Here is a 22,414-nt window from a genome sequence, read left to right on the forward strand (position 1 = left end):
ATAGCCTTCCACAGACACAGATCGCCCGCGGCGCGCGTCTTACCAGGTGCAACCGCGACAGGGCGGGACAGACGGGGAGGCTGCAGTGACGGCGTGGGAACTGGCGATCGACTTCGGGACGTCGAACACCACCGTGGCGATGCGCACGGCGACCGGCGCACCGGAGGTCGTCGAGATCAACAACTCCCGCTACCTGCCGTCCGTCGTGTACCTGGAGCAGGACGGGGCGCTGACCGCCGGCCGTGAGGCCTACCGCGCCGCGCTGCAGTTCCCCGAGCGGGCCGAGCGGCTGCCGAAGCGGGTCCTGGCCGAGGGCGAGCCGGTCCGCATCGCGAAGCAGGACTTCACCCCCGCCGAGCTGGTCGCCGTGGTGCTGCGCAAGGTCGCCGCGGAGGCGCTGCGCCAGCACGGCGGCCGGGCGCCGCAGCGGGTCGTGCTGACCCACCCGGCCAGATGGGACCGCCGGCAGGTGCAGGCGCTCGCCGACGCGGCCCGGCTCGCCGGGCTGCCCGCGCCCGAGTTCCTGGCGGAGCCGGTCGCCGCGGCGGCGTACTACGCCGACGGCAAGATCGCGCTCGGCTCGCACATCGCGATCTACGACCTCGGCGGCGGGACCTTCGACACGGCCGTGGTGCGCCGCACCGCCGACGGTTTCGAGCTCGTCGGCGCGCCCGGCGGCGACGCGAACCTGGGCGGGGAGGACTTCGACGAGATCGTGCTGGGGCTCGTCGGCACCTGGGCCTCCTCGGCCGACCCGGACAGCTGGAAGGAGCTGTCGGAGGGCACCGACCGGCGTTCGGCCCGCGACCGGGCATCGCTGCGCGAGGACGTGATCGCGGCCAAGGAGCGGCTGTCGGAGCGGCCCACCGCGGAGGTCTACGTGCCGGGTCCGTCGGACGAGTTCCGGCTCACCCGCGGCGAGTTCGAGGGCGCGATCGACGGCCACCTGCGCCGCAGCGTCACCGAGCTGCGCCGCACCATCGTCGCGTCCGGGGTCGCACCCGAGTCGCTCGCGGCGGTCTACCTGACCGGCGGTTCCAGCCGGATCCCGCGGGTGTCCGACCTGGTCGCCGAGGCGGTCGGCCGGCTGCCGGAGGTGCACGGCGACCCGAAGTCAGTCGTCGTGCTGGGCGCGCTGACCCGGGTGGAGCCGATCAAGGCGGACCTGTTCATACCGCCGCTCGCCGAGATCGTCGTCAGGCCGGCGCCGGTGCCGGTGGTGCCGAGCGGGCCGCGGGTGACGACCGTCGTGCAGCTGCCGCGGATCGAGCCGCCGATCAACGAGCTGGTCGACGACGACGGCAAGGCCATCTCCCTGGAGATGTTCCACCCGTTGTACGCGAGCCTGGCGGTTTCCGGCGACCAGCTGCTGGTGCAGGCGAACCAGCTGCATGCGGTGGATCTGCGGACCCGCCGGCTCAGCTGGTCCTACGGGCGGTACGCGCCCGGGGTGGTGCCGCGCACACCGATCGTCAGCGGCGGGCACGTCTTCGTGACCGAGCCCGGCGACGAGCTCGTCTCGCTCAACGCCAGCACCGGGCGGCAGCGCTGGTCCTACCGCCATCGCGCCAAGCTGTTCAAGAGCGCGCAGAAGGGCATGTCCAACGCCCAGCTCGCCGGCAGCCAGGTGGTCGTGGCCACCCAGACCGGCCTGGTCTGCGTCGATGCCAACTCGGGCGCCGAGCGCTGGGCCTGTCAACCCAAGGAGTCCGACTTCGGCCTGTCCGGACCGAGGACGGATTTCATGACGGCATTGATGGTTTCCGCATTCGCCGGGATCGTCTTCATGGCGCTCGAGCATGTGGCCAAGGCGCCCCTGGCCCAGCCGGTGGCCGTCGGCGACCGGATCGTCTCGTGGTGCCTGAAGAGCAACGGCGTGATTGCGGTCGACGCCACCACCGGCAAGCCCGCCTGGGGCATCAACGAGCTGCATCTGGCGACGGTCGCAGGCTACGGCAGGACCGTCTACATCTGCGGCGCGGCCGAAGACGCCGTGATCATGGCCCTGGACGCGATGACCGGCAACCGGCGCTGGAGCAAGACGCCGGACGGCATCACCTTCGCGCCGCTGGGTGCCGCGGGCCGTTTCCTCACGGCGGATCGGGACCACCTGTACGTCCGGGCCAAGGACGGCGGGTTCCTGGCGTTCAACGCGGCGGACGGCAACCTGGCCTGGGAATATGCGGGCCCGCGGCACGCCGGTAACGACGGGCTCGTCGTCGACCGCGACACCGGCTACTACATCACCGACGACGGTGAGGTCCACGCGATCGACCTGAGCGACGGCACCGAGCGCTGGATCGTCGACCTCGACGCCCGGGCCGCCGCCCGGCCGGTCGTCGCGGGCGGTGTCGTGTACGCGCTGACCGAAGACGGCCGGGTCCACATGATCGAGGCGCTCTGATGACGCAGCTGCGGGAGCGGCTGCACGACGTGTGCGCGGCGGCCGAGGCGGCGCTCGAGCCCGGCCCCGCCCGCGAGGCCCTGGCCGCGGCCAAGGTGCGGCTCAGCGAGGGCGGGCTGCGCGTCGCGGTCGGCGGCCGGCTCAACGCCGGCAAGTCCACGCTGGTGAACTCGCTGCTCGGGCAGGGCCTGGCGATGACCGACGCCACCGAGTGCACGCGGATCGTGACCTGGTTCGTCTACGGCGACCAGAACCGGGTGACGGTCACGCCGAAACGCGGCGAGCCGTACGCCATCGCGACGGCGCCGGGCGGTGGCGTGCCGGCCAAGCTGGGCACGGCGCCCGAGGACGTCGCGCACCTCACCGTCGCGACGTCCAACCGGCGGCTGCGCGAGCAGTACACCGTGGTGGACACCCCCGGCCTGGACGCACTGTCGGGGCTGGACGAGTACTCCATGCTCGCCCTCGCCGACGCCGACGCCCTGCTGTACGTGATGCCGCATCCCGGCGAGCGCGACGCCGAGGCGCTCGCCGCGTTCCGGGGCGGCGCCGGCGGCGCGGGCATGTGCGCGGTCAACGCCATCGGGGTGCTCAGCCGCATCGACCAACTCGGCGACGGCGAAGGCGACCCGTGGCCGGTGGCCCGACGCATCGCCGATCGGTACCATCAGCGCCTCACGACCCAGGTCGCCGAGGTGATCCCGATCGTCGGGCTGCTGGCACAGACGGCGCTGGGCGAGACGTTCACCGAGAGCGACACCCAGCTGCTGCGCCGCCTCGTCCCGCTGTCCGGGCCGGAGCGCGACGAGCTGCTGTTCTCGCCGGACGACTTCCGGGCCGGCGACGCGACCGACCTGCCGCCCGCCGCCCGCGAACGACTGCTCAAGCTCCTCGGGGTGTACGGCATCGGGCAGGCGCTGGCGGCGCTCGACGGCGGCGTCACCGGAACCGTCCGGCTCCTCGCCGAACTGCGCCGGCTGTCGGGCATCGACGCGCTGACGCAGGCCATCGACCGGCACTTCGCGGGCAGCGCCGACTGGTTGCGGGTCGACCGCGTGCTGTCCAACGTGGAGCCGTTGACGTGGACCGGCCGGGACGCCGACGAGCGGGAGGTCCTCGCCGGCCTGCGCGAGGAGCTGGCGCAGGTGCGCCGCGACCCGAGACTGCGGCGGGCGGCGCTCGCCACGGTGCTGACCGCCGCCGGCGAGGGCGCCCTCGCCGAGGCGGGCGAGGAACTGCTCGCCCTCGTGACCGGTGCCGACCCGGCCGCGCGGCTGGGACAGCCGCCCGGCACGGACCCGGCACAGCTGCGCGCCGCCGCCGACCGGCAGATCGGGCGGTGGCGGGCCCTGGAGGGCAGCCCGTCGCGGAGCCTGGCCCGCCACGCCCGCACGGTGCGCGAGGCGTACGAGTCGCTGTACTTCGAGATCGAAGGGGAACGGGGATGATCGCCAAGGCCGCGGCGTGGTGGCGACAGATGCGCCGGGGGCGCGGTGAGACGCCACCGGATCCCGAGCGCGACCTGCTCGTCGCCGCGATGATCGACATCGGTGATCGCCTCCGTGACCGCGATCCCGCGCTCTGGAAGCGGCTCAACCGCCACCTCGGCGAGGTGGGCGTCGAATGCGTCATCGTCGACGGCCAGCCGTACGACGAGCGCCTGCACGACGCGGTCGGCCGGGAGCCGACCGCCGACCCGGACCTGCAGAAGACGGTGGCGAGCACCGAACGCGCCGGATACGTCGACCGCGGCCGGGTGCTGCGGCTGCCGGAGGTCATGGTCTTCCGGACCGAAGGGATCGGCGACGATGGGTGAGCACGAGATCGTCGACCTCGTCGCCGGCATCGCCACGGTCGCCGAGCGGATCGGCGGTGCCGGCGACGCCGTCGCGTTGCGCGAGGAGCTGGCCCGGGCCCGCAGCGGTGCGGCGGCCGTGGTCGTCGTGGGCGAGAAGAAGCGCGGCAAGAGCTCGCTGATCAACGCCCTCGTCGGCCGGCCCGGCCTGCTACCTGTGGAGGCCGACGTCGCCACCACCGTCCACCTCGTGGTGCGCCATGCGGCCGAGCCACGCGCGGTCGCCGTCACCGAGGAGCACCCGGGCGGCATCCCGATCGGCCTCGACGACCTGCCCGCATACGCCTCCCTGGACCCCGTCACCGGCCGGGTGCGCCGCAGCGGCGTGCGCAGCGTCGAGGTGGGCGTGCCGAGCGACCTGCTCGGCTCGGGGCTGATGCTGATCGACACGCCCGGCGTCGGCGGTCTGGTCGCCGGCCACGCCGCCATCACCATGGCGACCCTGAACGCCGCCGACGCGCTCATGTTCGTCGTCAACGGCAGCAGCGAGCTGACCGCGTCCGAGTGCCGCTTCCTGCAGCGGGCCACCGAACGCATCGCGACGGTGTTCTTCGTGCTGACCCAGATCGACAAGTACCCGAGCTGGCGCGACACCCTCGCCGCCAACCACGAGCTGCTGGCACAGCACGCACCTCGCTACGCGAACGCGCCCTGGTTCGCGGTGAGCGCCCGCAAGGCCGCCGCCGGGGGCCGGCACCTGGCCGACAGCGGCGTGCCGGAGCTCGCCGACGCGCTGCAGGCGCGGGTCGCCAGCCGGGCCGACGACCTGCGCTCGGCCAACCTGCTGCAGTCGGCCTACAGCGTGGCACGCCGGCTCGCCGACCAGCACGAGGTCAGGCTGCGCGCCCTCGCGGGCGACGAGGAGCTGGTGCGCTCCACCGAGCGCCAGCGGGCCGGCCTGCTGGAGCTGCAGGCCGCCGACGCCGCCTGGCGCCGGCAGCTGGCCGAGCACTTCAAGAAGCTCGACACCCAGCTGCGCCTGACCTACCAGCGGCTCGCGGCCGACCTGCGCGACGCCGCCGACTACCGGGTCCTGCACGCCGACCCGTATGAGCTGGCCACGCTCGCCGACGACCTCGACGCCGGCATGCGCGGCATCTGGATGGAGCTGGAGACCACCGTCGAGCACAACCTCGCCGAGCTGGCCGGCCAGCTGGCGTGGGCCTTCGACGAGCAGGGCGTGGACGCGCTGTCGCGGACCATCGCCTACCCCGAGCGGCTGCGCGACCTCCCGCCCCTGGTGATCGGCGACGGCGGCGCCGCACCGGTCACCGGGATGCACCTGGTGGAGCGGTACGGGCCGGGGATGAGCATCGCGTTCGCGCTCGGTCACATCGTGCTGAGCTCGGTGAACCCGCTGCTGCTCCTGGGCCTCGGCGGGTTCATCGGCCACAGCATCCACAAGCAACGCGCGGCCCGGGAACAGGCCGCCCAGGCCCGCGTCGAAGCGCAGCGATTCGTCCAGAGCGTCTTCCGCGAGCTCGGCACCGAAGTACCGGCGGCCGTCAGCCAGGCGCTGGAGGAGCGCATCACGCTGTTCGACCGGGCGTTGAGCGCGAAACTGGCCGCGCGCCGCGCCGAACTGGAGCAGACCCTCGCCGAGAGCGCTGCGGCCCGGAACATCTCCGCGGCCGAGCTCGCCCAGGCACGAGCCGAGACGGAGCAGCGGCTGGCGCTCGTGCGGCCGCTGCTCGAGCGGTGCGTGCGGCTGCTCTCCCGCCCCGCCTCGCCGCCCGCCCTGACGTCTGGAGCGCCATGACCAGCTGGGAACTCGCGATCGACTTCGGCACGAGCAACACCACCGGCGCGGTGCGCACGCCCGACGGCCGGATCGAGGTCATCGAGGTCGACAACTCGCGGTACGTGCCGTCGGTGGTGTACCTCGAACATGACGGAACGATGCTGGCCGGGCAGCGCGCCAGCGGGCGGGCCGCGCAGTTCCCCGAGCGCGCCGAGCGGCTGCCGAAACGGGCCCTGGCCTCCTCGACGCACATCGTCATCGGCGGCCACGCGATCGGCACCGCCGAGGTGGTCGCCGTCGTCCTGGCCAAGGTGGTCGCGGAGGCGCGCAGAAGGTTCCAGGACCAGGATCCGGCGCGGGTCGTGCTGACCCACCCGGCCGCGTGGGGGCGGGTGGAGCTGGGCCGCCTCGCGGAGGCGGGCCGGATCGCGGGCCTGGCGAAGCCGGAGTTCGTCGCCGAGCCGGTCGCGGCCGCGAACTACTACGCCGACGCCACGGTGACCGCGGGCGCGCTGATCGGCGTGTACGACCTGGGCGGCGGCACGTTCGACACGGCCGTGCTGCGCCGCACGCCGACCGGGTTCGAGCTCGTCGGCCCGCCGGGCGGCGACGCGCACCTCGGCGGCGAGGACGTCGACGAGGCGCTCATGGGCGTGGTCGGCGCGCACGCCGAAGCCTCCGACGAGGATGCGTGGCTGAGCATCGCCTCCGGCGAGGGGCCGAGGGCGCAACGGGATCGTTCGAGCCTGCGCGCCGACATCGTCTCCGCCAAGCACACCCTGTCGGAGAAGCCCACCGCGTACGTCTACGTCCCGGGGCTCCCCGACGAGGTCCACCTGACCCGGCGCGAGCTGGAGCAGGCCATCGCGCCGCTGCTCGAGCGCACGGTGCGGGAGCTGCAGCAGACCGTCACCCGCGCCGGCACCCGCCTCGCCGATCTCACCGCCGTCTACCTCACCGGCGGCGCCAGCCGGATGCCGTGCGTGTCCGAGCAGGTGGCGGCCGCGCTCGGCGGCCGGCTGCCCACCGTGCAGGGCGACCCGAAGGCGGTCGTGGCGATCGGCGCGCTCACCCGGATCGCACCGGTGGCCGCGCCGCCCCCGCCCAGGCCCGCGCCGGACCCGCGACCGGTCCCGGTCGGCCGGGCCGACCGGCAGCGCCAGGCACCGAAGCGCGTGTGGACGGTCCCGCTGGACATGAAGGCCGGGCTCGTCGACGTGACGCCGGTGATCGGCGACGGCGTCGCCATCGTCTCGTACGGGCCGGGCACCGCCGCCGTCGGCCTCGACGACGGGGCGGTGCGCTGGACCAGCCAGCTCTCCTCGGAACGGCCGGCCGCGCTGACGCCCGGGCGGGTGCTGCTGCGGCTCGACGGCCGTGTCGTGGCGCTCGACGCGGCCACCGGCGCCCAGGTGTGGCAGCATCGCCTCGCCGAGGAGCCCGGCGAACACCCGAACCCGACGGCCAATCTCGAGGTCGCCGGCTCGACCGCGTTCGTGCCGTTCAGCGCCGGCGTCAGCGCCATCAGCGTCGGGCAGGGCCGCGGCCTGTGGCACACCGCGCTGTCCGGCGCCGCCGTCTGTGTCTGCGACGGGCTCGCCTACGCGACCAGCAGCACCAACGGCGGGCTGATGGAGGCCATCGAGGCGGCCGGCGGGAACATCCGGTGGCGCTGGGAGGGCGGCGGCGGCGAGCTGTCGGCGCCCACGGCCCGCGCCGGCATCGTCTACGTCGGCGGCGCCGACGGCATCCTGCGCGGCGTCGTGGCGCACCAGGGCATGTTCGGGATGAAGGGCCGCGAGGTCTGGCGGGCGCAGATCGGCGCGCCGCTGGTGGCCGCTCCGGTGTGCGCCAACGGCCTCGTCTACGTCGGCAGCCGCGACGGCAGCGTGATCGCGCTGGAGCCCGGCAGTGGGCGGGTGCGCTGGTCGTTCAGCACCGGCGACCAGGTCAACGCCACCCCGCTGGTCGCCGACGGCCTCGTGTTCGTCAGCACCGGCACGTGGATGGGCGTCGGCGACAACTCCGAAGCGCCCGGCGGCTTCCTCGGCTTCCTGAGCACGCTGATCGATGTCGGGTCGTCGTTGGCGTCCTCCGGGCGGCTGTGCGCGATCGACGCGAGCAACGGCCGGGAGAAGTGGAGCATCGATCTGCGGTTCGGCACGCACCACTCCCGCCCGGCGTACGCCGACGGCCGCCTGTTCTTCGCCGGACGGGACGGGCATCTCATGGCGATCGACGCGAAGACCGGCGAGCACGTGGCCGTCGCCGGCTGACGCTCACGAACCCCAGGCGTCGTGGTGCGGGTGGTGGTCCTGCCAGTGCGGGGCGGTCGCGCGATCGCCGGCGACGGTGTCCCGGTCGTCGCCCCACTCCTCGCCGATGGCCCATCCGGCGGCGCCCGCGAGCCAGGGTCGCGCCGCGCCGCTGAGCCATCCGCCGGCGCCGGGTCCGGGCGGGCCCATGGCGAGATCGCCGGCCGGGGCGCCGCCCGGACCGCGCCGGTCGGGCAGGCAGATCCACGCCGTCGTCGACAGCTCCTTCTCCGCGACGTTCACCTCGCAGAACAGCTCCGGCGCGAGGTCGCCGTAGGGTGACAGGACCGCGTCGCGATACAGCTCGGCCGAGAGCGCGACGACGAGGTCGCGGTCGGGGCGCTCCGCCAGCGCCTGCTTCAGCGGCTTCGCGTCCACGATCCGGCAGGCCTCGACGACGCAGTCGCCGACGTAGCCGGTCGCCGCGATCCGCACCACGCCGTGTGACAGCGCCGCCCGCAGCCTGATCCGGTCGGTGAGCGCCGCCACCCGGTTCGCCTCCGCGAGACCCGCCAGCAGCCCCTGTACCAGCGCCGGAACGGTCCGCACCGGGTCGGCGCCGATCGGCAGCAGCAGCAACTGGCCGTCACCGCGGTCCTGGCGCTCGCAGTGCCCGGGCGCGATCCGGGCCCTGGTCAGGGCGGCGGCGATCACGGCCGCGACCCGGCTCTGCGCCTCCACCTGCCGCACCGACGGCCGGGTGCTGTAGGACACGATGTCGACGACGAAACACAGTCGGTTCTCGGGCAGCGGCATCGGCATGGCTGGTGTCTCCCGTCATCCCGCCAGCAGTGGCCTGCTGGCGGGATGGTAGCAGCGGGCAGGGCGTCACTTCCCCCGCAGTTTCTGCACCACGAAGAAGACCACCGCGACGGCGAGTCCGACGATTCCACCCTTGATGGCGATGTCCATGCTTCCCAGCTCCTCAGCGTCGGTACGTCCAATGACCAGCGCCGAGTTGGACGCACCCGCCCCGGTGGTTGTGCCCGGGCCCGTCAGTGCCCTTCCGGTTCCTCGCCGCGGGCCAGCCGGGCCAGCCTGACCGGGTCGCGGATGACGATCTGGCGGTAGCCCGTGTCGACGACGCCGGCGGCGCGCAGCCCGGCCAGGGACCGGTAGATGCTGGCGGGCGCCACCCCGGCCAGCGCCGCCAGCTCGCGCTGGCTCAGCGGCATGCCGATCGCGCCGTCGCGGCCGGGCAGCGCATGCGCCTCGTAGAGCGGCAGCAGGATGCGCGCCAGGCGGACCGCGGCGGAGCCGCCCATGAGGTCGATGCGCAGCCGGGTGGCTTGCTGCAGCTTGCCGGTGATGCTGGCCATGAACTCCCGGGCGGCGGCCGGGCGCCGCTGCAGGAACGCGTCGAAGGTGGGCCGGTCGACGCTGCGCACGATGCAACGGGTGGCCGCCAGGACGGTCGCGGACCGCACGTCGTTGCGCACGCCCGCCAGCTCCCCGACGAGGTCTCCGGGCACCCGGATCGCCAGCAGCGTGGTGTGCCCGTCGACGGTGTCGCCCAGGACCTTCACGCAGCCCCGCAGGAGCACGTACAGGTCGGTGCCGCGCTCACCCTCGCGCACCAGGGCGGAGCCGACGGCGAACGTCCGCGGCGATCCGAGGGTCAGCAGCTCGTCGCGGTCGGCACCGCGCAGCGCGGCGAGGAAGGTCCCCTGCGCCCAGGAGGGCTGTGCCTGCGTCACGGATCCACCGTTCAGATCGGGTAACGGCGACTCTAGCGACGCGGGAACACCCTGGCACCGGCGCAACGGACGAGTTGATCTCACCGGCCGGCCCACATCCGTTGTGCCGGTCGGGCACGCGCCCGCGGGACCGCACGTCAGACTCGGCATGCGGCAACCGCTTCCCGCCCAGCGCGTCCTGCGGCCCACGGACGCGTGGCTCCTCGACTTCCTCGGCGACGTCGTGAACCTCGACCACGCCACCCTGGCCCGCCTGGCCGAGGCGCTCCGGTCGCGCCCCGCTCCTCGGAAATCTGCCCCGGACGTCATCGTTTGACGATGTTCCGCCGTCGGCGCCGCGTGAGCCTGATGCCACCTACAAGGTCAGGCGGGACAGACATGATGACGACGACGCTCGACGACGAGACCGATCCGGTACTGCTGCGCCGGTGCGCCGCGGGCGACGCGCAGGCGTTCCGGACGCTGACCAGACGCTACGACCTGGAGCTGCGGGCCTACTGCCGCCGGTTCAGCCGCGACCCGCACGACGCACAGGACCTGCTGCAGGAGGTCCTCATCAAGGCCTGGCGGCACTGCGCGGGCTTCGACGGGCGGTCATCGGTGCGGACCTGGCTCTACCGGATCGTCGTGAACACCGCGATCGACCACCACCGTCGCAGCCTGCGGCGTCCGGTGCCGGTCGCGGAGCCGGCGTGGGAGATGCCGTCGCAGTCACCGGAGTCGGAGGTGATCGACCGGGAGGAGCTCCGGGCGGCGCTGCGGCAGGTCCCCGAGCACTACCGCACCGTGGTGATCCTGTCGGACGGACTGGGCTGGCCGTACCACGAAATCGCCGCCCTGTGCCGGATTCCCGAGGCCACCGTCCGCAGCCGGCTCTCACGCGGCCGCAGAACGTTGCGCGCCCTGCTGTCCGCCCCGGCGGCACCGGAGGCGTAGGACTGCGGGAAGACGCCCACTATGATCAATGTGTGCGCCTGATCCGCCTGACCCTCGCCGGCCTCCTGGCTGCCGGAATGCTCGCCGCCTGCGGCCGCGGCGGCCCCGGCTCGACCGCGACACCGGCGGCGGCGCCCGCAGTCACCGAGCGCACACTGCAGCTGTCCGGCGGCCCCGACCGGCCGCTGCCCACGCTGCTGGTCCAGCCGACCACGGCGGGCCGGCACCCGGTCGTGGTGTTCAGCCACGGGTACACCCGCCGCCCCGACGACTACCTGCCGCTGCTGCGCACGTGGGCGGCCGCCGGCTTCGTCGTCGCCGCGCCCACGTTCCCGCACTCGGCGCGCGGTTCGGCGAAGCTCGACGACGACGACATCGTGAACCAGCCGGCCGACAACGCCGCCGTGCTCACCGCCGTCCTGGCCCTCGACACGACGCAGGGCGACCCCCTCTTCGGCCGCATCGACGCAAACGCCGTCGCCGCGGCCGGGCACTCGCTGGGCGGCATGACGACGGTCGGCATGTTCACGAAGCACCGCGACGAGCGCCTCAAGGCCGGCGTCATCCTCGCCGGCGGGCAGTGGCCCTTCGGCGTCGGCTACACCGGCCCGCCCGCGCCGATCCTGTTCGTGCACGGCCGCGCCGACGAGGTCGTGAAGTTCGAGGGGAGCACGGAGGCGTACGACCCCCTGCCCTGGCCCAAGGCGCTGCTGGAACTGCCCAAGGGCGACCACCTCGACCCGTACCTGGCCGACGGCCCCGAGTTCGCGGCGGTGGCCAAGACGACGACCGACTTCCTGCGCTGGTCCCTGCTGCACGACGACCCCGCCCGCGCCCGCCTGGCCGCCGACGCGGGCGACACCGGAAAGCTCCAAGACCGGCTCTGACGGTACGGCGGATCGATCTTGGCCAGCCGGTGTGGTAAGACCTGGCCATGGTGACGCTTGGCATCGACTTCGGGACCTCGTCGACGGTCGCGATGGTCGGGCTGGACGACGGCCGGGCCGCGCCGCTGCTGTTCGGCGAGACCCCGCTGCTGCCCTCCGCCGTCTGCCTCACGCAGAACGGCGACCTCCTCGTGGGCCGCGACGCGGTGCAGGCCTCGCGCAGCCGGCCCGAAGGGTTCGAGGGGCACCCGAAGTCGCGCATCGACGAAGGGGAGATCCTGCTCGGCGAGCGGGCCGTGCCGGTCACCGCGGCCATCGGCGCCGTGCTGCGGCGGGTGCACGACGAGGCGCTGCGCGTCGCGGGCGCCCCGGTCGGCCGCCTCGTCCTGACCCACCCGGCGGGCTGGGGCGCGCGCCGCCGGCAGACCCTGCTGGAGGCGGCCGCCGCCGCGGGGCTGCCGGCCGCCGAGCTGGTCGCCGAGCCCGTCGCCGCCGCGGCGTTCTACGTGTTCGCGCTTCGTCATGAGGTACCGCTGAATGCCTGTCTTGTGGTGTATGACTTCGGGGCGGGGACGTTCGACGCGTCCGTCGTGCGGCGCACCGCACAGGGCTTCGAGGTCCTCGCCGCGGAGGGGCTGCTCGACGCCGGCGGGCTGGACCTCGACGCGGCGATCGTCGCGCACTTCGGCGCCACCTACGGCGCGGCCGACCCCGAGGCCTGGCGCCGGCTCACCGCGCCGGCGACGTCACACGACCGCCGGCTGTCCCGGACGTTCTGGGACGACGTGCGGGCCGGCAAGGAGGCGCTGTCGCGCACCGCGATGACGACGATCTTCCTGCCGATCCTCGAGGTGGAGGCGGTCCTCGGCCGCGAGCAGCTCGACGCCCTGGCACAGCCGCTGCTCGAGCGCACGGTCGCCGCGACCCGCGTCGCCGTGCGCAACGCCGGCATCCGCACCGAGGACATCGCCTCGGTGTTCCTCGTCGGCGGCTCCAGCCGCATGCCGCTGGCCGCCACCCTGCTGCACCAGTCCCTCGGCGTCGCGCCGACCGTGATCGAGCAGCCAGAGCTCATCGTCGCCGGCGGCACCCTGCACTTCCACCGCGCCGCGCCCGCCGTCGCACCTGCCGTCGCGCCGACGTCGGCGCCCCCGGTCACCTCTGGAGGCCCCGCCTACCCGCAGACCGGGGCGTCGGCCCCGATCTCGCCGGTTTCACCGTTCTCGGCGCCGCCCGCACCCGCGCCGGTCAGTCCGGTGGCCGCCTACCAACCACCGCCGCCCGCCTACCAGCCGCCGCCCGCCTATCAGCCGCCGCCGAGCGGCTTGCGGCGGACCGTCGACGCGATGAGCACCGCGACGAAGGTGCTGTGGGGCGTCGCGGCGCTGGTGCTCGTGATCGCGACGGTCGTGGTCTCCTCGCTGCTGCTGAGCGACGACCCGGGTGCCACCGCCTCGAACGGCCCGACCACGAACGCCGGCAGCGGGACCACCACCCCGGCCGCGCCGACCTCGAAGGCGGCGCCGACCAAGGACCTGCAGGCCGAGGCGGCGACGAAGGTGGCCGACTGCGAGCGGCAGCACAAGATGACGAAGGCGAAGCAGACCGACGACAACGGCGCTGGCGTGCAGCAGTTCAAGACCTGCGAGTGGCCGCCGTCGAAGCTCGCCGACGCCGACGGCTACTGGGAGATCATCGTCAACTCCGACCAGGGCCCCGGCGACAGCGAGGCCACCGGCATGAGCATCGCCGACCGCGTCAACGGCCCGTGCCAGACGTTCGAGATGACGTACGACTACGGCCACATGGGCGAGAGCAGCCACCTGCAGCCGTTCAAGGTGCCGCGGGGATCGATCTGGATCACCACGGTGAACGGCGGCGAGCGGTGGGACGGCGACCGCTCCACGCTCCCCTTCTACCAGGACCGCGACGAGGCCGTCGTGCTGACCAGCGGCCACTACGGGCTCGTCGAGGCGGCCTGCGCCTAAGCATGCAACCATGTAGATTCGTCGATGGTCAGTTACCAGTGAACGCACTTCGACGAAGGGATCCGGCACATGCGAAACGTACGCTCGGCGGCGATCCTGACTGCCGCCGCCACGGCAACCGTCCTGGCCCTCCCCACCGCAGCGCACGCCGCAGTGATCAGCCAGGCGTTCGCCGCCGACTCCGGCGACAGCTGCACGTACGGTTCCAGCTCCGGCACGCTGGGCTGGCAGGTCGGCCCGTCGCCGCTGCCCGGTCCGGGCGTCGCCGTCTCCGGCAAGGTCGCCGACCGCCCCCTGCCCATCGACCCCGGCGCCATCTGCCGCAACGACGGGTACAACAGCACCGTCACGTTCGTGGCGTACACCCACGGCGTCGAGGTCGACCGGCAGAGCCGCACGGCCGACAACGCCACCGTCACCTTCTCGTTCATGCTGGGCGCCGCCGCCGGCTCGAAGGGCGTCGACACCGTCGTCGTGCAGGTCTGCCGCAACCCGGTCGTCACCCTCCCGCCGAGCTACTGCGGCAAGCCGGTGACGTACACGTCCCCGGCCGCCTGACAGTCAGGTCCTCGAGCGCGACGAGGGCCGCGGCGAACAGTGCCCGCGGCCCTCGTCGTGATCAGCCCGAGCCCGCCGGCCCGCTCAGCGCCGGCACGGACGGGTCGTCATCCCGGTCCGCATCGGGTCGTAGCGTATCGATGCGCAGCGCGCGGGCGGCCCAGCCGGGCAGCCACCAGTTCCATCGGCCGAACAGCGACACCGTCGCGGGTACCAGGAGGCTGCGCACGACGGTGGCGTCGAGCAGGATGCCGGCGCCCAGGGCCGTCGCCAGGATCTTGATGTCGGGGCTGGGGGCGGTGGCCAGCGACACGAAGGCGAGGAAGAGGATCAGCGCGGCGCTGGTGACCAGGCGGCCGGTGCGCGCGAGGCCCTCCACGATCGCGGTGCGGGTGTCGGCCGTGGCGTCGTACTCCTCGCGCATCCGGGCCAGGATGAAGACCTCGTAGTCCATGGACAGGCCGTAGAGGAACGCGAAGGCCATGAGCGGCACCCAGAAGGTGATCGCGCCGGTGGCCGGGACGTTCCAGATCGCGTCGGAGCCGTGGCCGTCCTGCCAGACGAGGACCAGCACGCCGTAGCTCGCCGCCAGGGAGAGCAGGTTGAGCAGCACCGCCTTGAGCGCGAGCAGCGGCGAGCGGAACGCCCTCGTCAGCAGGACCAGGGTGACCAGGCCGATGAGCGCGAGCAGCAGCGGGAACGGGCCGTAGAGGGCGTGTTCGGCGTCGTACTGCAGCACGCCCAGGCCGCCGACCTGCGCGCCGGGCACGTCGCGGAAGGCGTCGCGGACCCGGGCAATCTCCTCCTTGCCGGCGTCGCTGCCGGCCTCGTGGCGGGGCAGCACGACCAGCAGCCGGGTGCCGGCCGGGGCGACGGTGGCGTAGGCGTCCACCGTGGACGGTGGCCGCGCGCCCTCGGGTACGAGCACCTCGATGGGGGTCAGGACGCCGCTGGGCACGCCGGCGTCGGTGAGGTCGCGCAGCCCGGCCGCGGCGGCCGGGCGGGCGGACCCGGCGAGGGCGCCGCTCTCGGCGTCGCCGAGCCTGATGCCGGTGGCCGCCGCGGCCAGGAGGCCGAGGATCGCCAGGGCGGCCGCGGCCGCGAGCCAGCGGTGGCGCACGACGCCGCTCGCCCAGGCGCGCCAGGCGCGGCCGGTCGGGCGCTCCCGGGTGCGCCGGGGCCATTCCATGCGCGGGCCGGCGGTGGCCAGCAGGACCGGTAGCAGGGTGAGCGTGACCAGCACGCTGACCAGCGGCACGAGCATGCCGCCGTAGCCGACGCTGCGCATGAAGGGCACGGGGAGTACCACCAGAGCCACCAACCCGATCGCGACCGTCACGCCGCTGAGCAGCACGGCCCGGCCCGCGCTGGCCATCGCGCGGTGCACGGCCTCGTCGCCGGTGTGACCCTGTGCCCGTTCCTCGCGCCATCTGGTGACGAGCAGCAGCGAGTAGTCGATGGCCACGCCCAGGCCGATCAGGGCGACGAGGAACTGGACGATGAAGCTCACGTCGGAGATGCCGGTCAGGCCGAGCACGATGAGGAACGTCGTGAGGATCGACACGGCGGCAACGAGCAGCGGCACCAGGGCGAGCAGCGAGCCGAACACGAAGACCAGCACCAGCAGCGCGCCGAGGGCGCCGATCAGGGTCTCGGTGAGCACGCCCGTGCCGGAGCCGGTGTTGTCCACCGTGGACAGTTCGTCGAGGCCGGTGACGTTCACCGTCGCGCCCGGCGGCAGGGCGCGCGACATCGCGGCGGTGATGCGGGCCGCGTAGTCGCGCGGCGGGGCGCCACGGGTCGGTGGGGTGAAGACCAGGCCGAACACGGTACGACCGTCGGCGCCGACGAACCGGCGGTCGCCGGTGGACGCGTACGACACCACGCGCAGGCCCGGGTCGACGGCCGCGGCGGCGAAGGCGCGCCCGAGCGCCGGGTCGTCGACGCCGGCCGGGCCGGGCAGCACGACCACGGGCACCAGCGGGTAGGTGCCTGCGCCGTTGCCGTATTCGGCCAGGATCGCATGGTTGGCCCGGTCGGCGGCGGTGTCCGGGAAGGCGAAGTCGTGCGAGAGCCGGCCCGACAGCCGGCCGGCCGACGCACCGCCGGCCACCAGCAGCACGAGCCAGGCCAGCACCACGGCCGTCCGGTGGCGCAGCACGAACCGCGAGAAGCGGGTCACCTGTTCTCCTCCACACACTAAGTCGTACTGAGTTGTTCGACATAACTCGGTGCGGGCTATCGTAGCCAAGTCGAACTCAAATGTACGACTTACCCCTGGAGGCACGATGCAAGGTCTGCTGCGCCGGATCGCGGCGGCGACCGCGATCCCGGGCGTGCTGGTGTTCCTGGCCGCCGTCGTGGTCCACCCCGAACGCGACGGCGCGCACATCGCCGAGGTCGGGCAGCTGTACGGGCTGACGCACGGCCTCGAGGCGGTCGGCCTGATCCTGCAGGTGGTCGGCCTGTTCAGCCTGGCGTGGCTCGGCGCCGACCGCCTGCGCCCGCGCGACCTGACCGGCGTCTACGCCGCGGTGCTGGGCACGATCTGGTACTTCGGGCTCATCGTCGTGGACGGCACGCGCAACCCGGTCACCGCGCGCTATGCGCCGGACCTCGTCCACACCTCGGCCGACCTCGACACCGGCACGGCCATCATCGTGCTGCCGGCGCTGCTGCTGTTCCCGCTCGGCCACATCCTGCTCGGCCTGCTCAACGCCCGCCACGGCGCCCGGTGGGCCGGGCTGCTGCTCGCCGCCGGCGCCGTCGCCTACACCCTGGGCGGGCTCGCGATCTTCGGGCTGGGCCCCACGTCACCGGCGATCGAGGTCCTGGAGATCGCCGGCGCGGTGCCCTTCGCGATCGGCTTCATCCTGATGACGCGCCACTGGACTCGTCCGGCGCCGTGAGCGCGGCGAGCACGGTCGCGCTGATGAGCCGGGGCGCGTCGCCGGCCGCGAGCCGGCCCGCGGCGCTCTCCTCTGCGGCGGCGTGCATGAGCCCGACGACCGTCGTGGTGAGCCACTTGGCGGGCAGGTCGCCGCGGAAGGTGCCGGAGCGCCGGCCGCGCTCGACGATGCTCTGGATGCGCCGCCGCACCCGGTCGTGGCTGCCGTGCAGCCGCTCCGCCGGCAGCTCGCGCCCGGCGGCGCGGTGCACGGCCCGGAACTGGTGGACGATCTGCCACGAGGCCTCGACCAGTCGGGTCAGCGCCGCGCTCGGGTCGCCGGTGGTATCGACCCGGTCCAGGATCTCGTCGGCCTCGGCCATGGTGCGGGTCAGCACCGCGTCGACGAGATCGGCGCGGCTCTTGAAGTGTCCGTACAGCGTGACCCGCCCGACCCCGGCCGCCTGCGCGATGTCGCCGAGGCTCGCGTCGGGGTCCTCGGCCAGGCACAGCACGGCCGCGTCGAGGATCGCGGCGATGTTGCGCCGCGCGTCGGCCCGCTGCGGTCGACCGCCGCTCCCGCCCGCGCTCGCCATGCGCACACTCTAGGTGACGAACCGCTCTCGTCAGGCCGCGACCACCGCGATGTCCGCCGGCAGGCCGCTGACCTTGGCGGTGCCGGTGGCGTCGAGGGAGACGTCGATCGTCGCGCCGGCAATGCGCAGGCCGCGCGCGGTGACCGGGCCGAACGGCAGGCCCGGCAGCGGGCGCACCTCGAGCCGGCCGTTCGGCACGTCGGGGTGCAGGCCGAGGACCGCGCGCAGGATGGCCACCGAGGCCGCCGCCGACCAGGCCTGGGGTGAACAGGCGGCCGGGTAGGGCACCGGCCGGCCGAGCAGCGTGCGCTCGTCGCCGCCGTAGAGCTCCGGCAGCCGGTAGCCGAACGCCTCGGCCGCGCCGAGCAGCCCGTCGGCCAGGCGAGCGGCCGGGGCACCGTGTCCGGTCTCGGCGAGGCCGGACAGGACGATCGCGGTGTCGTGGGCCCAGATCGAGCCGCAGTGGTACGACAGCGGGCTGAAGCCGGCGTCGGTCGTCGACATCGTGCGCAGGCCGAACCCGCCGGACATCTCCGGCGTGGCGAGGACCGCGGCGACCTGGGCGGACTCGGCCGCGGTGAGCAGGCCGGTGCCCAGCAGATGCCCGATGTTGCTGGTCAGCGAGTCGACCGGGCGCTTGGCGGCGTCCAGGGCGAGGGCGGGGTGGGCGCCGAGCGGCCCGTCGACCCAGAACGCGGCCCGGAAGCGCTCGGCCAGGCGGGCGGCGTGCTCCCGCCAGCGCTGCGCGCCCGGGCGGCCGAACGCCTCGAGCAGGTCCGCGCCGCCGACGGCGGCCTGGTAGGCGTAGCCCTGGACCTCGACCAGCGCGATCGGCGCGGTGGCCCGGCGCCCGTCATGGAAGCGCACCGCGTCGCCCGAGTCCTTCCAGCCCTGGTTGGACAGGCCGCGGCCGCTGGTGTCGCGGTACTCCACGAAGCCGTCGCCGTCCGGGTCGGCCGACTCGGCCAGCCAGCCCAGCGCCGCCTCCAGATGCGGCAGCAGCGGCTCGACCCGCTCGGGCGGCAGGCCCCAGCGCCAGGCCTCGTGCAGCAGGATCACCCAGAGCATCGTGGCGTCGACCGTGCCGTAGTAGGCGGCCGGCAGGCGCAGGCCGTTGCCGGCCAGGTGGAACTCGTGGCGGCGCAGCTCGTGCATGATCTTGCCCGGCGCCTCGCCGGATGCCGGGTCGTCACGGGTGCCCTGCCGGCGGGCGAGCACCCGCAGGGTGCTGGCGGCCAGGTCGGTGCCCAGCGGCAGCATCATCCGGGCCGCCCACAGGCTGTCCCGGCCGAACAGGGTCAGGAACCAGGGCACGCCGGCGCCGATGAAGGTGCCGTCCGGGTCGCCGGCCTCGGTGAGGCGCAGCGCCTGCAGGTCGTCCAGGGACCGCTCGAGCAGCCGGGTCAGCCGATGATCGCCGGCCGTCACCTCGGGGCGCGACCAGGGCAGCGGGCCGGCCGGTGCGGCCACCACGGCCTTGGGGTCCTCGACCAGCAGGTGCCAGCGCAGGGTCGCGGTGCCGCCGGGGGGAAGGTCGATCGGCCAGCGCAGTGCGCCGTCCGCAACGGCTGCGTCCTCGCCGGTGACCGTGACGGTGGTGCCGCCGGCCTGCCAGGTGAGCCCGTCCGGACCGGCCTCGGCCGGCAGCGATGGCGCCGAACCGCCCGACTTGAGCACCTCGATCGGCGCGAGGTCGCAGGCCAGGTCGACGGTGAGCAGCGCGCGGACGGGGACGGCCGCGGTCGAGCGCACCACGATCTCCTCGGTCAGCCCGTCGCCGTCGAGGTGCCGGAGCCGGTCGACCCGGACGGTCGGGTCGGGGCCGGGATCGCCGAGCCAGCGGGCCAGGCCGACGAACCGGGCGCCGTGCGGGCCGTCCGGCGCGTGCGCGATCGGCTCGAGCTCGCGCCCGTCGAGGCGCAGCTCGGCCCGGGACAGCACCCGCGCGTCGGCCCGGAAGACTCCCTGGACCCCCACGCCCGGCCGGATCTGCCCGCCGGCGTCGCTCAGGACGCTGGTCGGCGCCAGCACGACGCCGACGAGATCGTGCAACAGGGGCTGGAGTGGCGGCGTCATAAGCGGCTCCTTGACAGATCGACTCAGCCGGTGCAGAGTGCGAAACATTCCCGCAACTTGAACGATCTAATTGTGCATAGCAGCGTTTGAACGATCAAGACCGTAGAGGGGTGCAAATGGCGGAAAAGGTCACGATCTCCACGGTTGCGCAGCACGCGCAGGTCAGCCGCCAGACCGTGTCCAACGTCCTGAACAGCCCCGATGTCGTGCGCGAGGACACCCGCCGGCGGGTCCTCGACGCGATCGAGGCCCTCGGCTACCGCACCAACCGGGCCGCCCGCCAGATGCGCACCGGCCGCTCACAGCTCATCGCGGTGCGGATCGAGCCCACCCGCGACGGCATCAACGGATCGGTCCTGGACCGCTTCCTGCACGGGCTGACCGATGCCGCCGCGACCGCCGGCTACCGCGTGATGCTCTACACCGCGGCCGGCCCGGCCGACGAGATCGCCACCTACGACGACCTGCTCAGCTCGTACGAGCTCGACGCGTTCGTGCTGACCGGCACCGACCACGGCGATGTACGCACTGAGTGGCTCGCCGCCAGGGGCGTCCAGTTCGTCACGTTCGGCCGGCCGTGGGACAACCCCGAGCGGCACCTGTGGGTGGACGTGGACGGCGCCTCCGGCACGGCCCACGCCACCGACCATCTCATCGCCGCCGGCCACCGGCGGATCGGCTTCATCGGCTGGCCCGCCGGCTCCGGCGTCGGCGACGACCGCCGGGCGGGCTGGGCGCGAGCGATGCGCGACGCCGGCCTGGAGCCGGCCGCCGCGCTGGACCGGCAGACCCCGGACGGGATCGCCCAGGGCGAGTCGGTCGCCGGCGACCTGCTCCGCGGTGACGCGCCGCCGACCGCCCTGGTCTGCGCGAGCGACTCGCTGGCCCTGGGCGCCCTGCAGGCGGTCAGGGCCGCCGGCGCGACGGTCGCGGTCACCGGCTTCGACGACACCCCGGTCGCCCGGGCGGTCGGCCTGACCAGCGTCAGCCAGCCGCTCGCCGAGGCCGCGGCGGGCTGCATGGACCTGCTCGCCTCGGCGCTCGACGGCGACCACGCCGCCCTCGGCCACCGCATCGGACCGATGCTCCTCCAGCCGACCCTGGTCGTGCGCCAGTCGGCCTGAACGCCCCATCCCTCCTCTCCTTTCCGTCCCCCGCCTGATCAGGAGATCGACATGAAACAGACCGGATTCCGCCAGCTGGCCGTCGCGGGCGTTGCCGCGGCCGCGCTGTTCGGGTCCGCCGCCTGCGGTGGCGGCTTCGACGACAACAAGGGCTCTTCGCAGCAGCAGTCCGGCAAGGCGTCGCTGCAGATCCTGATCGGCTCGTCCGGCGCCGCCGAGACCAAGGCCGTGCAGGACGCCGCGGCCAAGTGGGCCTCCGACAGCGGCAACACCGCGACCGTCACCCCGGCACAGGACCTCACCCAGCAGCTCGGCCAGGCGCTGGCCGGCGGCACCCCGCCCGACGTGTTCTACGTCGACGCCGGCCGCTTCGCCGACTACGCGAGCGTCGGCGCGCTGGAGCCGTACGGCGACAAGATCAGCAACGCGAACGACTTCTACGACAGCCTGCGCAAGACCTTCACCTACGACGGCAAGTTCTACTGCGCGCCGAAGGACTTCTCGACGCTGGCGCTGGAGATCAACACCGAGCTGTGGGCCAAGGCCGGGCTGACCGATGCCGACGTGCCGACGACCTGGGACCAGCTGACCACCGTCTCGCAGAAGCTCAAGGCGGCGGGCGTCACGCCGATGGCCCTCGGCGACACCCGGGACCGGGTCGGCGCGTTCATGAAGGGCGCCGGCGGCTGGATCCTCAGCGCCGACGGCAAGCAGGCGACCGCCGACAGCCCGGAGAACCTGCAGGCCCTGCAGTACGTCAAGACGCTGCTGACGGACAAGCTCGTGCAGTTCCCGAAGCAGCTCGACTCCGGCTGGGCCGGCGAGGCGTTCGGCAAGGGCAAGGCCGCCATGACGATCGAGGGCAACTGGATCAAGGGCGCCATGCAGACCGACTACCCCAACGTGAAGTACACCGTGCACCCCCTGCCGGCCGGCCCCAAGGCGCAGGCGACGCTCTCGTTCACCAACTGCTGGGGCATCGCGGCGAAGAGCAAGTACAAGGACCAGGCGATCAAGTTCGTCGAGGCGATGACCGCCGGCGAGCAGCAGATGAGCTTCGCCAAGGCGTTCGGCGTCATGCCGTCGCGGCAGTCGGTCAAGGACCAGTACACGGCCGCGTTCCCGGCCGACAAGCCGTTCATCGACGGCGCCGCCTACGCGCAGGGCCCGGTCAACGCGCCGAAGATGGACAGCGTGCTGGCCGACCTGGACACCGGCATCCAGGGCCTGGCCGCCGGCGACCCGAAGGCCCTGCTGGCCCGGGTGCAGAAGAACACCGAGGCCGCCCTCAAGGGCTGATCCCCCGGTGCCGGGCCCGCCGCGGCGGGCCCGGCACCCGGCCCTGCAGGA

Annotated in this window: 18 protein-coding genes; 13 read left to right on the forward strand and 5 right to left on the reverse strand. The window is 73.6% G+C overall.

Annotation, left to right across the window (positions count from 1 at the left end; translation table 11 throughout):
• Nucleotides 1–85: 85 nt before the first annotated feature.
• From ABD901_RS33380 to ABD901_RS33400, 5 genes are read left to right on the forward strand one after another with little or no spacing between them, the layout of a single operon-like run.
• Nucleotides 86–2,404: an Hsp70 family protein gene (locus ABD901_RS33380; protein WP_345132952.1), complete on the forward strand. Its 2,319-nt coding sequence runs from the start codon at nt 86–88 to the stop codon at nt 2,402–2,404.
• Nucleotides 2,404–3,852, forward strand: a complete 1,449-nt coding sequence (locus ABD901_RS33385) for a dynamin family protein (RefSeq protein ID WP_345132954.1) — start codon at nt 2,404–2,406, stop codon at nt 3,850–3,852. Before ABD901_RS33380 ends, ABD901_RS33385 begins: the two co-directional genes overlap by 1 nt.
• Nucleotides 3,849–4,220, forward strand: a complete 372-nt coding sequence (grpE, locus tag ABD901_RS33390) for a nucleotide exchange factor GrpE (RefSeq protein ID WP_345132955.1) — start codon at nt 3,849–3,851, stop codon at nt 4,218–4,220. Before ABD901_RS33385 ends, grpE begins: the two co-directional genes overlap by 4 nt.
• A complete protein-coding gene (locus ABD901_RS33395) occupies nt 4,213–6,018 on the forward strand; it encodes a dynamin family protein (RefSeq protein ID WP_345132957.1) in 1,806 nt (601 codons plus the stop codon). Before grpE ends, ABD901_RS33395 begins: the two co-directional genes overlap by 8 nt.
• Nucleotides 6,015–8,276: an outer membrane protein assembly factor BamB family protein gene (locus tag ABD901_RS33400; protein WP_345132959.1), complete on the forward strand. Its 2,262-nt coding sequence runs from the start codon at nt 6,015–6,017 to the stop codon at nt 8,274–8,276. The genes ABD901_RS33395 and ABD901_RS33400 overlap by 4 nt, the downstream gene beginning before the upstream one ends.
• 3 nt (nt 8,277–8,279) lie before the next feature.
• Here the strand turns inward: ABD901_RS33400 and ABD901_RS33405 are convergent, their stop codons facing one another.
• Together ABD901_RS33405 and ABD901_RS33410 are read right to left on the reverse strand one after the other, a co-directional pair.
• On the reverse strand, nt 8,280–9,077 hold the full coding sequence (locus ABD901_RS33405) for a hypothetical protein (protein ID WP_345132961.1): 798 nt from the start codon (nt 9,075–9,077) through the stop codon (nt 8,280–8,282).
• Between the two features lie 233 nt (nt 9,078–9,310).
• A complete protein-coding gene (locus tag ABD901_RS33410; RefSeq protein WP_345132962.1) occupies nt 9,311–10,012 on the reverse strand; it encodes a Crp/Fnr family transcriptional regulator in 702 nt (233 codons plus the stop codon).
• 148 nt (nt 10,013–10,160) lie between these two features.
• On the opposite strand from ABD901_RS33410, the gene ABD901_RS33415 reads away from it, so the two are divergent.
• The 5 genes from ABD901_RS33415 to ABD901_RS33435 all read left to right on the forward strand — a co-directional run bounded on the left by ABD901_RS33415 (nt 10,161) and on the right by ABD901_RS33435 (nt 14,381).
• Nucleotides 10,161–10,328: a hypothetical protein gene (locus ABD901_RS33415; protein ID WP_345132963.1), complete on the forward strand. Its 168-nt coding sequence runs from the start codon at nt 10,161–10,163 to the stop codon at nt 10,326–10,328.
• Between the two features lie 62 nt (nt 10,329–10,390).
• Nucleotides 10,391–10,948, forward strand: coding sequence for an RNA polymerase sigma factor (locus ABD901_RS33420; protein WP_345132965.1), 558 nt, complete (start codon nt 10,391–10,393; stop codon nt 10,946–10,948).
• 32 nt (nt 10,949–10,980) lie between these two features.
• The gene (locus ABD901_RS33425; protein WP_345132967.1) at nt 10,981–11,835 is read left to right on the forward strand and encodes an alpha/beta hydrolase family protein; all 855 of its coding nucleotides are present in this window, start codon (nt 10,981–10,983) and stop codon (nt 11,833–11,835) included.
• A gap of 47 nt (nt 11,836–11,882) precedes the next feature.
• On the forward strand, nt 11,883–13,823 hold the full coding sequence (locus ABD901_RS33430; protein WP_345132969.1) for an Hsp70 family protein: 1,941 nt from the start codon (nt 11,883–11,885) through the stop codon (nt 13,821–13,823).
• Nucleotides 13,824–13,892: 69 nt separating this feature from the next.
• Nucleotides 13,893–14,381, forward strand: coding sequence for a hypothetical protein (locus tag ABD901_RS33435; protein ID WP_345132971.1), 489 nt, complete (start codon nt 13,893–13,895; stop codon nt 14,379–14,381).
• A 61-nt stretch (nt 14,382–14,442) separates the two neighbouring features.
• Here ABD901_RS33435 and ABD901_RS33440 read toward each other — a convergent pair whose 3' ends face one another.
• Nucleotides 14,443–16,563: an MMPL family transporter gene (locus tag ABD901_RS33440; protein WP_345132973.1), complete on the reverse strand. Its 2,121-nt coding sequence runs from the start codon at nt 16,561–16,563 to the stop codon at nt 14,443–14,445.
• Nucleotides 16,564–16,669: 106 nt separating this feature from the next.
• Between ABD901_RS33440 and ABD901_RS33445 the strand changes: the two genes are divergently transcribed.
• Nucleotides 16,670–17,290: a hypothetical protein gene (locus ABD901_RS33445; RefSeq protein ID WP_345132975.1), complete on the forward strand. Its 621-nt coding sequence runs from the start codon at nt 16,670–16,672 to the stop codon at nt 17,288–17,290.
• Here ABD901_RS33445 and ABD901_RS33450 read toward each other — a convergent pair.
• Both ABD901_RS33450 and ABD901_RS33455 read right to left on the reverse strand, forming a co-directional pair.
• Entirely contained in the window at nt 17,250–17,864 is a 615-nt protein-coding gene (locus ABD901_RS33450; RefSeq protein ID WP_345132976.1) for a TetR/AcrR family transcriptional regulator, read from the reverse strand. The two genes, ABD901_RS33445 and ABD901_RS33450, sit on opposite strands and share 41 nt — an antisense overlap.
• Nucleotides 17,865–17,894: 30 nt before the next feature.
• Nucleotides 17,895–19,940, reverse strand: coding sequence for an amylo-alpha-1,6-glucosidase (locus ABD901_RS33455; RefSeq protein WP_345132978.1), 2,046 nt, complete (start codon nt 19,938–19,940; stop codon nt 17,895–17,897).
• Nucleotides 19,941–20,056: 116 nt separating this feature from the next.
• Here ABD901_RS33455 and ABD901_RS33460 point away from each other — a divergent pair, with 116 nt between their 5' ends.
• Both ABD901_RS33460 and ABD901_RS33465 read left to right on the forward strand, forming a co-directional pair.
• Entirely contained in the window at nt 20,057–21,064 is a 1,008-nt protein-coding gene (locus ABD901_RS33460; protein WP_345132980.1) for a LacI family DNA-binding transcriptional regulator, read from the forward strand.
• A 51-nt stretch (nt 21,065–21,115) separates the two neighbouring features.
• On the forward strand, nt 21,116–22,363 hold the full coding sequence (locus tag ABD901_RS33465; RefSeq protein ID WP_345132982.1) for a sugar ABC transporter substrate-binding protein: 1,248 nt from the start codon (nt 21,116–21,118) through the stop codon (nt 22,361–22,363).
• Nucleotides 22,364–22,414 lie beyond the last annotated feature (51 nt).

The sequence above is a fragment of the Dactylosporangium darangshiense genome (genome assembly GCF_039537565.1).
GTDB lineage: Bacteria > Actinomycetota > Actinomycetes > Mycobacteriales > Micromonosporaceae > Dactylosporangium > Dactylosporangium darangshiense.

Bases quoted from the DNA above. Each gene is read 5' to 3' on its own strand.
- ABD901_RS33385 (WP_345132954.1), top strand. From the start codon at position 2,404: ATGACGCAGCTGCGGGAGCGGCTGCACGACGTGTGCGCGGCGGCCGAG.
- grpE (WP_345132955.1), top strand. From the start codon at position 3,849: ATGATCGCCAAGGCCGCGGCGTGGTGGCGACAGATGCGCCGGGGGCGC.
- ABD901_RS33395 (WP_345132957.1), top strand. From the start codon at position 4,213: ATGGGTGAGCACGAGATCGTCGACCTCGTCGCCGGCATCGCCACGGTC.
- ABD901_RS33400 (WP_345132959.1), top strand. From the start codon at position 6,015: ATGACCAGCTGGGAACTCGCGATCGACTTCGGCACGAGCAACACCACC.
- ABD901_RS33405 (WP_345132961.1), bottom strand. From the start codon at position 9,077: ATGCCGATGCCGCTGCCCGAGAACCGACTGTGTTTCGTCGTCGACATC.
- ABD901_RS33415 (WP_345132963.1), top strand. From the start codon at position 10,161: ATGCGGCAACCGCTTCCCGCCCAGCGCGTCCTGCGGCCCACGGACGCG.
- ABD901_RS33420 (WP_345132965.1), top strand. From the start codon at position 10,391: ATGATGACGACGACGCTCGACGACGAGACCGATCCGGTACTGCTGCGC.
- ABD901_RS33430 (WP_345132969.1), top strand. From the start codon at position 11,883: ATGGTGACGCTTGGCATCGACTTCGGGACCTCGTCGACGGTCGCGATG.
- ABD901_RS33435 (WP_345132971.1), top strand. From the start codon at position 13,893: ATGCGAAACGTACGCTCGGCGGCGATCCTGACTGCCGCCGCCACGGCA.
- ABD901_RS33445 (WP_345132975.1), top strand. From the start codon at position 16,670: ATGCAAGGTCTGCTGCGCCGGATCGCGGCGGCGACCGCGATCCCGGGC.
- ABD901_RS33450 (WP_345132976.1), bottom strand. From the start codon at position 17,864: ATGGCGAGCGCGGGCGGGAGCGGCGGTCGACCGCAGCGGGCCGACGCG.
- ABD901_RS33455 (WP_345132978.1), bottom strand. From the start codon at position 19,940: ATGACGCCGCCACTCCAGCCCCTGTTGCACGATCTCGTCGGCGTCGTG.
- ABD901_RS33460 (WP_345132980.1), top strand. From the start codon at position 20,057: ATGGCGGAAAAGGTCACGATCTCCACGGTTGCGCAGCACGCGCAGGTC.
- ABD901_RS33465 (WP_345132982.1), top strand. From the start codon at position 21,116: ATGAAACAGACCGGATTCCGCCAGCTGGCCGTCGCGGGCGTTGCCGCG.